Raw genomic sequence first — 10,045 nt, forward strand, 5'->3', positions numbered from 1 at the left:
ACGCCGTATCATTGCAATTTTAATCCACTATATCGGGAATCCGCTTGAAGCCGATATGGCTTCATCAATACGGATTTTATCCGTTCTCGGGACAAAGGTCGTCTGAAAATCGGATTTTGAGTTTTCAGACGACCTTTGCCGTTCTTTACGCGCTGAATTTCTGTCCGCGTTCCATATCCTGCCTTGCAGGTAAAGGAGAACGGTCAATGCGGCGCGGATAGAGGTTTTGGCTATATCCAAAGCATCAGGAGTTATTTAGCCTGCGTCAGCCCGTTTGTTAAAATCCGTCATTCTGCCGTTTGATTGAACGGCATTTTCCAATAGAAACAAACAATAACCATGACCCACACACAGCAAAAATCCCCCAACCTTTGGCTGGTAATCGCCGCTGCCGCCGCCATCCTACTGATTACCATCGGTATGCGTATGACTATGGGGCTGTTTGTCCGTCCCGTCGTCGACTCTACCGAGCTGAGTATCCAAGAGTTCAGCCTGATTATTGCCGTTTTCCAGTTGATGTGGGGCGTGTCCCAGCCGCTTTCCGGCGCGCTTGCCGACCGCTTCGGCGCGTTTAAGGTGTTGGGCGGCGGCGCGTTGCTGTTGGTCTGTGCCTGCCTGATGGTGCCGCAAATGCCGACTTATTGGGGGCTGATGCTGGCAATCGGGCTGCTTTTTGCATTCGGAACGGGGGCGGGCGGTTTCTCCATCATTATGGGGCAGGTCGCGGCGAAAGTGCCGCCGCACAAACGCGGTTTGGCTTCGGGGCTGGTCAACGCGGGCGGTTCGGCGGGGCAGTTTCTGTTTGCGCCGCTGGTGCAGGGTTTGCTGGTGTTGCCCGCCGTCGGCTGGACGGGGACGTTTTATGTTTGGGGCGGGATTGCGCTTTTAATCCTGCCGATTTCGTGGTGGCTGGCGGGCGGCAAAAACGCTGTCGCCACGCACCACACGTCGTCTGAAAACGGGCAATCGCTGGGGCAGGCAGTCAAAGCGGCGTTTAAAGACCGCAGCTACATCCTGCTGCACTTGGGCTTTTTTACCTGCGGTTTCCACATCGCGTTTTTAGTGACCCACCTGCCCAACGAAATCGCGCTCTGCGGCTTGCCTGCTTCGGTCGCTTCGACTTCGATTGCGATTATCGGCTTGGCGAACATTGCGGGCTGCATTTTTTCGGGCTGGTGTACGGGGCGGTTTTTGGGCAAATACGTTTTGTTCGGACTCTACGCCTCGCGCGTGACGATGGTGCTGATATACCTTGCCGCACCGAGAACCGACGTCAATTTCTACATTTTCGCCGCCGCGCTGGGCTTCACTTGGCTCGCCACCGTCGCCCCGACCGCTGCGATTACGGGCAAGCTGTTCGGCACGCGCTATCTGGCGACGCTGTTCGGGCTGACGATGTTGAGCCACCAAATCGGCGGCTTTTTAGGCTCGTATATCGGCGGCATCGTGATTTACCGGTTTAACGATTACGGCTGGATGTGGTATGCCGACGCGGTGTTGGCGGGGACGGCGGCTTTGCTGAACCTGCCGATACGCGAAAAGAAAGCGGCGTAAACCGCTGCGACGCAACCAAGACAGGTCGTCTGAAAATCGGATTTCGGGTTTTCAGACGACCTTTTTCCGCCGTTACATCAAGTCAGCTCAAAAGAGGCGTGGGCGAAGCGGCAAAATCGGCTAGAATAGGCTCGGGAAACCGGAGGTTCGGCGACAGGCAGCTTGAAACCGTCAACCGCCTACATTCCGCCCCGCCGCGCACCGTCCGCCACCCCGTCCGTACCGTTTTCGAGTGGAATACATGAATCGTTGGTTTTACACGCAATTATGGCGCATCGCGCCGCCGCTTATCCGCCACTATCTCAAAAAGCGCGCCGTCAAATCGCCTGCCTACCTCTACCATTGGGGCGAGCGTTTCGGCGAACCGTTTGACCGACCTGTGCAGCATCCGATTTGGGTGCATGCCGTATCGGTCGGCGAAACCCGCGCCGCGCAGCCCTTGGTGGAAGCGCTGCGCCGCCATTTCCCCGACGCGCCGCTGCTCATGACCCAAATGACGCCGACCGGACGCGCCGCCGCGAAAGAACTGTTCCCCGACGCGCAATGCCGTTACCTGCCTTACGACAAACCCGAATGGGTCGCCCAATTCCTGAAGGAACACCGCCCACTGTTCGGCGTGCTGATGGAAACGGAAATCTGGCCCAACCTCATGCACGCCTGCGCCGACGCGCACGTCCCCTTGTTTCTCGCCAACGCCCGCCTGTCTGAAAAATCGCAGCGCGGCTATTTGAAAATCCGCAACCTGTTCGAGCCTGCGCTGCAAACCTTAAGCGGCTGTTTCGCGCAAACCGCCGAAGACGCGGAGCGGCTGCACTTGATCGGCGCGTCCAACGTCCATGTCTGCGGCAACACCAAATACGATATTTCCCCGCCCGAACGGATGCGCGCGCTGGCGGCGGCCTTCCGCGAACGCATAGGCACGCGCCCCGTCGCCGTCTGCGCCAGCACCCGCTTTTACAAAGAGCAAGACGAAGCGGCGCTCTTGCTCGAAGCATGGAAAAAATATACCGGCGATGCCTTGCTGGTCGTCGTTCCGCGCCATCCGGAGCGTTTTCAGACGACCTTTGAAACGGCGCAGGCATTGGGTTATACCGTTCAAAAACGCAGCGACAACCTGCCGGTTTCCCGGCAAACCCAAGTCTGGGTGGGCGACAGCATGGGCGAACTCTTTGCCTACTACCTCAGTTCGGATGTCGCCTTTGTCGGAGGCAGCCTCGTGGACAGCGGCTGTCAAAACATCATCGAGCCGATAGCCTGCGGCATTCCGACCGTGTTCGGCTTTTCCACCTACAACTTTGCCGCCGCCTGCCGCAGCGCGCTGGAAGCCCAAGCGGCGGTGCAGGTGCAGAATGCGGACGAATGGCGCACCTTCGTGGCAGCCTGTTTGGAAAATCCGAGCGAGCGCAGCCATTTCGCCCAACAGGCGGCACGCTTTGTCGCCGGCCATCAAGGCGCCAGCCGTCGGATGGCGGACGAAATCGCCGCGTCTGTGCGCCATCTGACGCGCAAAGAGGCGTAAGGGCAAACCTGCCTTCCCCAAACGAAAGGTCGTCTGAAAACCCAAATTTAGGTTTTCAGACGACCTTTTTGTCTTGTGGACGGATTGCCGCGAATCAAGCGGCGTCGCCCGCACTGCCCTGACGGCAAGCCATTCCGCCTTATAGTGGATTAAAATTGCAATGATACGGCGTTGCCAACGCCCTTATGTACTACCCGTACACGGCGGGCGTTGCCGCCTTGTCTCATTTTTATTTTAATCCACTATATTTCGCCATTTCCGCGAACACTTGATGCGCGGTGGCAATGGTTTCGTCAATCAGTTCGGGCGTGTGCGCGGCGGAGACGAAGCCTGCTTCGTAGGCGGACGGGCCGAAGGCGGTGTTGCGGTCGAGCATGCCGTGGAAGAAGCGTTTGAAGGCGTCGATATTGGAACGCGCCATGTCGCCGTAGTTTTGCGGGGCATGGGCGGCGAAATACAGGCCGAACATACCGCCCACGCTGTCGGCGGTGAACTCGATGCCGTGCGCTTTGGCGGCGGCGGCAAGCCCGTCGGCGAGGCGGCGGGTCAAGGCGGTCAGGTTTTCGTAGAAGCCTTCGCGCTGGATGATTTCGAGCGTTTTCAAGCCGGCGGCGACGGCAATCGGGTTGCCCGACAAAGTGCCTGCCTGATACACGCCGCCCAGCGGGGAAATGCATTCCATGATGTCTTTGCGTCCGCCGAACGCGGCAAGCGGCATACCGCCGCCGATGACTTTGCCCATCGTGGTCAGGTCGGGCGTGATGCCGTGCAGCGACTGCGCGCCGCCGAGCGCGACGCGGAAGCCGGTCATCACTTCGTCGTAAATCAACACGGCGCCGTGTTTTTTGGTCAATTCGCGCAAGGCTTTGACGAAAGCTTCGGTCGGGCGGACCAGGTTCATATTGCCGACGAAGGGTTCGAGGATGACGCAGGCGATTTCGTCGCCGTTGCGGGCGAACGCTTCTTCGAGTTGGGCGGTGTTGTTGTATTCGAGGACTAAGGTGTGTTTGGTGAAGTCGGCAGGAACGCCTGCGGAAGACGGGTTGCCGAAAGTGAGCAGACCGCTGCCGGCTTTGACGAGCAGGCTGTCGGAATGGCCGTGGTAGCAGCCTTCAAATTTGATGATTTTGTCGCGTCCGGTAAAGCCGCGTGCGAGGCGGATGGCGGTCATGGTCGCTTCGGTGCCGGAGCTGACGAGGCGCAGCCGTTCGACGGACGGCATGATTTTGGCGATTTCTTCGGCGATGACGATTTCGCCTTCGGTGGGCGCGCCGAACGACAAACCGCCCAACGCGGCTTCGCGCACGGCCTCGATGACTTCGGGGTGCGCGTGTCCGACAATCGCAGGCCCCCACGAACCGACGTAATCGGTGTAGCGCGTGCCGTTTTCGTCCCAAACATACGCGCCTTCGGCTTTTTTGATGAAGCGCGGCACGCCGCCGACGCTGCCGAATGCGCGGACGGGGGAATTCACGCCGCCGGGGATGATGGCTTTGGCGCGGTCAAACAGGATTTCGTTACGGTTCATAGCGGGTTCTTTCTGAGGTCGTCTGAAAAATAAGCGGTATTTTATCATCAGATTGCCCGCGCCAGCCGTTTCAGACGACCCCGAAAGCCCAAACCGCCACGGCGCAACGCCGTATCTGAAAATGAAAATTGTTCTGTAAAAACAATCACTCTGTTCATATTTGAAGCGTTTGTGCTATAATCCGCACCCATTTATACCATAAAGAAAACATCATGTTACGCGGATTCATTTTAATGCTTACCCTTTTGGTTTCCACCGTCTCCTACGCCGCCCAGCGCAAGCTGCCGAGCGATATGGACGCGGCGGTTTTGAAACAGGTCGAACTGCCTTATCTGAAAGTGAGCCGTGGCGGCTTCTCATGGACGCGCCTCTTGACGCTGGGCCTCGCCGACGGCAATTCCGCCAAGCTGCAGATTACCCGTTTCACCAAAATCCACGACGAAAACGACCGCTTCATCCCGATGGGGCGGCTGGCAAGTAAAACCGGCAAAACCATCGCCTTCAAACACAACGACACCAACGCCCTCGTGCGCGAAGTATGGGTTTTGACCGACGACGAAGCCTCCCGTTTTACCGCGCAAAAAGAAGTCCGCGACGAGACTAAGCAAGACGCGCAATAAGCCGCGGCCTGCCCGTTTCAGACGACCCAAGCACACACCGCGTGGTTGGCTGTTGCAGCCGCAGCAGCGCAACCGCGCATTTTTGCGCCCTGACGAATCAGTGTTTCAGACGACCTACCCACGCTCTCCCCAAGGTCGTCTGAAACCGAGATTTCCATAACAATCAGCCCCGCAATTACGGGCTACCTGAGAAAGACACAAACCATGAAAAAAGTATTTATCCGCACCTTCGGCTGCCAAATGAACGAATACGACAGCGAAAAAATGCTTGCTGTACTCGCCGAAGAAAACGGCGGCATCGAACAAGTGACCGAAGCCGACGAAGCCGACATCATCCTCTTCAACACCTGCTCCGTGCGCGAAAAAGCGCAGGAAAAAGTGTTCTCCGACTTAGGCCGCGTACGCCCGCTCAAAGAAAAAAATCCCGACCTCATCATCGGCGTTGCCGGCTGCGTCGCCTCCCAAGAAGGCGAAAACATCATCAAACGCGCGCCTTATGTGGACGTCGTCTTCGGCCCGCAAACGCTGCACCGCCTGCCCAAAATGATTGTGGATAAAGAAACCAGCGGCCTGTCGCAAGTCGATATTTCCTTCCCCGAAATCGAAAAATTCGACCACCTGCCGCCCGCCCGCGTCGAAGGCGGCGCAGCATTCGTATCCATCATGGAAGGCTGTTCCAAATACTGCTCGTTCTGCGTCGTCCCCTACACCCGCGGCGAAGAGTTCTCCCGCCCGCTGAACGACGTTTTGACCGAAATCGCCAACCTCGCCCAGCAAGGCGTTAAAGAAATCAACCTCTTGGGACAAAACGTCAACGCCTATCGCGGCGAAATGGAAGACGGCGAAATCTGCGATTTTGCCACCCTGCTGCGCATCGTCCACGAAATCCCCGGCATCGAGCGTATGCGCTTCACCACCAGCCACCCGCGCGAGTTTACCGACTCGATTATCGAGTGCTACCGCGACCTGCCCAAGCTGGTGTCGCACCTGCACCTGCCGATTCAGAGCGGTTCCGACCGCGTATTGAGCGCGATGAAGCGCGGTTACACCGCCTTGGAATACAAATCCATCATTCGCAAACTGCGCGCCATCCGCCCCGACTTGTGTCTAAGCAGCGACTTCATCGTCGGTTTCCCCGGCGAAACCGAGCGCGAGTTCGAGCAAACCCTGAAGCTGGTGAAAGACATCGCCTTCGATTTGAGCTTCGTCTTCATTTACAGCCCGCGCCCCGGCACCCCTGCCGCCAACCTGCCGGACGATACCCCGCACGCCGAAAAAGTGCGCCGCCTCGAAGCCCTGAACGAAGTCATCGAAGCCGAAACCGCCCGCATCAACCAAACCATGATCGGCACCGTACAACGCTGTCTGGTCGAAGGCATCTCCAAAAAAGACCCCGACCAGCTCCAAGCCCGTACCGCCAACAACCGCGTGGTCAACTTCACCGGCACGCCCGATATGATCAACCAAATGATCGATTTGGAAATCACCGAAGCCTACACCTTCTCCCTGCGCGGCAAACCGGTCGAAGCGTAAAGCCGTTCCGCCATAGCAAAGGTCGTCTGAAAACCTGTATCTTGGTTTTCAGACGACCTTTTCATATTTTGGGCAAGTTCAGAAAGACTTAGTGTTTAAAAACGTACTTTAATTGACTTGTTCCACCAAAAAATCCACAAATGCCCGGATTTTCGGGCTGACGGCATTGTCGCCGTAATAGACGGCGTAAAACGGTTTGGCTTCGTTCAAGGCGCGGTCGGGCAGGAGTTCGTGCAGGTGTCCCGCTGCGATATCGGCGGCGACGGTGAAATCCGACAGGCAGGCGATGCCGTTGCCTTCCAGACACAGGCGGCGGATGGTTTCGCCGCTGTTGGCGGACAATTGCGGCACGGCGGCGTAGGGCGTGTGGCCGGTGTCGGCAAACGGCCAGTTGTTCAGGGTTTTGGGCTCGGAGAAGCCGATGAGGGTGTGCTGCGACAGGTCGGCGACGGTTTGGGGCGTACCGTGACTGGCGAGATAATCGGGCGCGGCAACGAGTTTCAGACGACTGTCAAACAGATGGCGGGCGCGCAGGGCGGAGTCGTGCAGGCTGCCTGCGCGGATGGCGATGTCCACGCGCCGCTCGATGAGGTCGATGTAGCCTTCGGACGAAGTGAGCAGCAACGACACCTGCGGATAGCGTTCGCAGAACGGGCGTACCAGCGGGGCGACGAGGTGCAGCAGCGTGGGCGTGGCGGAATCCACCCGAAGCACGCCCTGCGGCGCGCCGCCTGCGGAGAGGATTTCGGCCTCGGCGGCCTCGATGTCGTGCAGTATCTGCCGCGCGCGCTCGAAAAAGCGGCAGCCTTCTTCGGTGAGCCGCAGTTGGCGCGTGGTGCGGTTGAGCAGGTTGGCGGAGAGTTTGTCTTCCAGCCGCTTCACGGTGCGGCTGACGGCGGAGTTGGCCAGCCCGAGCCGTTCTGCCGCGCGGCTGAAACTGCCGCTTTCCACCACCTGCACGAACACGGCCAGTTCGTCTGAATGGGTTTTCATTGTTGCTTTTCCTAGAAAAGTGTTTTGCAATTATTGCTGTTTTCATTATAAAGCATCGGGGTACAATAATGCTTTTTCAACGCAAATATTTGAGGGACCAACATGAATATTCTGTTAATTGACGGCGGCCAACATTTCGGCCATTCCGCCGGCCGCCTGAACCACACATTGCACCAAACCGCGCGCGACACGCTGACCGCACTCGGCCATGCGGTGAAGGAAACCGTGATTGAAGCAGGCTACGACAAAGATGCCGAGGTGGAAAAATGGCTGTGGATGGACGCGGTCATCTGGCAGATGCCCGGCTGGTGGATGGGCGAGCCGTGGACGGTGAAAAAATATATCGATGAAGTGTTTACCGCAGGCGTGGGCGAAAACAAGCTGGTGGCCAACGACGGCCGCCACCGTGCAAACCCGACGGAAGGCTACGGCACGGGCGGCTTGCTGCATGGCAAAAAACACATGATTTCATCCACTTGGAACGCGCCGATTGAAGCGTTTACCCGCGAAGGCGATTTCTTTGAGGGCGCGGGCGTGGACGGCGTGTACCTGCATTTCCACAAGGCCAACGAGTTCCTCGGCACCACGCGCCTGCCCTCGTTCATCTGCAACGATGTGATCAAGAATCCGCAGGTGGAGCGGTATTTGGCGGATTATCGGGCGCATTTGGAGAAGGTGTTCGGTAAAGCATAGTTGAGATGGCCGGCCTGATTGCCGATACGGTATCTGCTATCCGCCGTATCGATGTAGGTAGGCTGGCTATACGCAGAGTATAGTGGATTAACTTTAAACCAGTACGGCGTTACCTCTCCTTACCGTACTACCTGTACTGTCTGCGGCTTCGTCGCCTTGTCCTGATTTATGTTAATTCCACTATAATTGATATTCGTGTACGCCAAATAAATCAAAGGTCGTCTGAAAACCCGTATCGTGGTTTTCAGACGACCTTTTTGTATCGTGTCGGCATCAACAGTCGGCTCACCGAATCCCGCCTGTCTTTTAGCAATTTCACGATACCGCGTATTGACAGCCCCATAGGGGTCGTCTGAAAATCAGTTTTCGCGCTTTCAGACGACCTTTTTACGTTTAACAACCCGTCCGAAGCCGCCCCATATCCCCAGCGAGAAAAACCATGTCCCTGCAAAACCTCTCCAACATCCGCACCCTCGTCGTCAAAGTCGGCTCCAGCCTCGTTACCGCCGGCGGTAAAGGCATAGACCAAGCCGCACTTGACCGCTGGGCGGCGCAAATCGCCGAACTGGGCAAACAAGGCGTGCAAACCGTCCTCGTTTCCAGCGGCGCCATCGCCGAAGGCATCAAACGGCTGGGCTGGAGCAAACGCCCCACCGCCATCAACGAACTGCAAGCCGCCGCCGCCGTCGGGCAAACCGGCATCGCCCAAGCCTACGAAGCCGCGTTCGCACCGCACGGCATCCGCACCGCCCAAATCCTGCTCACCCACGACGACCTGAGCAACCGTACCCGCTACCTCAACGCCCGCAGCACCCTGCAAACCCTGTTGTCCAAAGGCATCGTCCCCGTCATCAACGAAAACGACACCGTGACCACCGACGAAATCAAGCTCGGCGACAACGACACCCTCGGCGCGCTCGTAACCAACCTCATCGAAGCCGACGCACTCGTCCTTCTGACCGACCAAAAAGGTCTGTACGACAGCGACCCGCGCAAAAATCCGCAAGCCAAACTGATTCCGACCATCGCAGCCGACCATCCCGACCTTGAAAGCATGGCGGGCGGCGCAGGCAGCAGCGTCGGCACCGGCGGCATGTACACCAAAGTAACCGCCGCCAAACGCGCCGCACTCAGCGGAGCCGCCACCGTCGTCGCATGGGGTGGCGAACCCGACATCCTCGTCCGCCTCAAACAAGGCGAAAGCATAGGCACACTCTTCACCAGCGCGCACAGCCGCGTCGCCGCCCGCAAACAATGGCTGCTCGGACACGTCCAAACCGCTGGCAGCCTGACCGTCGACAGTGGCGCGGTAAAAGCCCTGACCGAACAACACGCCAGCCTGCTGCCCGTCGGCTGTATCCGCGCGGACGGACATTTCCACCGCGGCGAACTCGTCGCCATCCTCGATACCGACGGCAAAGAAATCGCCCGCGGCCTCACCAATTACAGTAGCGGCGAAACCGCCAAAATCCTGCAAACCCCGTCCGAGCACATCGCCGAAAAATTAGGCTACGCCCACGAAGACGAACTCATACACCGCGACAATATGGCGTCGCATTGGTAAAAAAGGTCGCCTGAAACCTTATAGTGGATTAACAAAAATCA

The 10,045-nt window shown here is 57.9% G+C and carries 10 protein-coding genes; 7 read left to right on the forward strand and 3 right to left on the reverse strand.

Going from position 1 to position 10,045, the window contains the following annotated elements; translation table 11 throughout:
- Positions 1–339: 339 nt before the first annotated feature.
- From HMPREF3277_RS02860 to waaA, 3 genes are read left to right on the forward strand one after another with little or no spacing between them, the layout of a single operon-like run.
- Positions 340–1,554, forward strand: coding sequence for an MFS transporter (locus HMPREF3277_RS02860; protein ID WP_070869986.1), 1,215 nt, complete (start codon positions 340–342; stop codon positions 1,552–1,554).
- Entirely contained in the window at positions 1,479–1,799 is a 321-nt protein-coding gene (locus tag HMPREF3277_RS14390; protein ID WP_141765173.1) for a hypothetical protein, read from the forward strand. Before HMPREF3277_RS02860 ends, HMPREF3277_RS14390 begins: the two co-directional genes overlap by 76 nt.
- A complete protein-coding gene (gene waaA / locus HMPREF3277_RS02865) occupies positions 1,796–3,073 on the forward strand; it encodes a lipid IV(A) 3-deoxy-D-manno-octulosonic acid transferase (protein ID WP_070869987.1) in 1,278 nt (425 codons plus the stop codon). Before HMPREF3277_RS14390 ends, waaA begins: the two co-directional genes overlap by 4 nt.
- A gap of 229 nt (positions 3,074–3,302) precedes the next feature.
- Here waaA and hemL read toward each other — a convergent pair whose 3' ends face one another.
- On the reverse strand, positions 3,303–4,601 hold the full coding sequence (gene hemL, locus HMPREF3277_RS02870) for a glutamate-1-semialdehyde 2,1-aminomutase (protein WP_070869988.1): 1,299 nt from the start codon (positions 4,599–4,601) through the stop codon (positions 3,303–3,305).
- Positions 4,602–4,813: 212 nt separating this feature from the next.
- On the opposite strand from hemL, the gene HMPREF3277_RS02875 reads away from it, so the two are divergent.
- The gene (locus HMPREF3277_RS02875; protein WP_070869989.1) at positions 4,814–5,221 is read left to right on the forward strand and encodes a hypothetical protein; all 408 of its coding nucleotides are present in this window, start codon (positions 4,814–4,816) and stop codon (positions 5,219–5,221) included.
- A 17-nt stretch (positions 5,222–5,238) separates the two neighbouring features.
- Here HMPREF3277_RS02875 and HMPREF3277_RS14835 read toward each other — a convergent pair whose 3' ends face one another.
- On the reverse strand, positions 5,239–5,379 hold the full coding sequence (locus tag HMPREF3277_RS14835; RefSeq protein WP_168168243.1) for a hypothetical protein: 141 nt from the start codon (positions 5,377–5,379) through the stop codon (positions 5,239–5,241).
- Between the two features lie 46 nt (positions 5,380–5,425).
- Between HMPREF3277_RS14835 and miaB the strand changes: the two genes are divergently transcribed.
- Positions 5,426–6,754 (forward strand): tRNA (N6-isopentenyl adenosine(37)-C2)-methylthiotransferase MiaB, encoded by a 1,329-nt coding sequence (gene miaB / locus HMPREF3277_RS02880; RefSeq protein ID WP_003743791.1) that lies wholly within the window; start codon positions 5,426–5,428, stop codon positions 6,752–6,754.
- A 108-nt stretch (positions 6,755–6,862) separates the two neighbouring features.
- Here miaB and HMPREF3277_RS02885 read toward each other — a convergent pair whose 3' ends face one another.
- A complete protein-coding gene (locus tag HMPREF3277_RS02885) occupies positions 6,863–7,747 on the reverse strand; it encodes a LysR family transcriptional regulator (protein ID WP_070869990.1) in 885 nt (294 codons plus the stop codon).
- A gap of 102 nt (positions 7,748–7,849) precedes the next feature.
- Here HMPREF3277_RS02885 and HMPREF3277_RS02890 point away from each other — a divergent pair, with 102 nt between their 5' ends.
- Together HMPREF3277_RS02890 and proB are read left to right on the forward strand one after the other, a co-directional pair.
- On the forward strand, positions 7,850–8,440 hold the full coding sequence (locus HMPREF3277_RS02890; RefSeq protein WP_003779953.1) for an NAD(P)H-dependent oxidoreductase: 591 nt from the start codon (positions 7,850–7,852) through the stop codon (positions 8,438–8,440).
- Between the two features lie 439 nt (positions 8,441–8,879).
- Positions 8,880–10,004, forward strand: a complete 1,125-nt coding sequence (proB, locus tag HMPREF3277_RS02895; protein WP_070869991.1) for a glutamate 5-kinase — start codon at positions 8,880–8,882, stop codon at positions 10,002–10,004.
- Positions 10,005–10,045: the final 41 nt, after the last annotated feature.

It is taken from the genome of Neisseria sp. HMSC70E02 (genome assembly GCF_001838645.1).
Lineage (GTDB): Bacteria > Pseudomonadota > Gammaproteobacteria > Burkholderiales > Neisseriaceae > Neisseria > Neisseria macacae.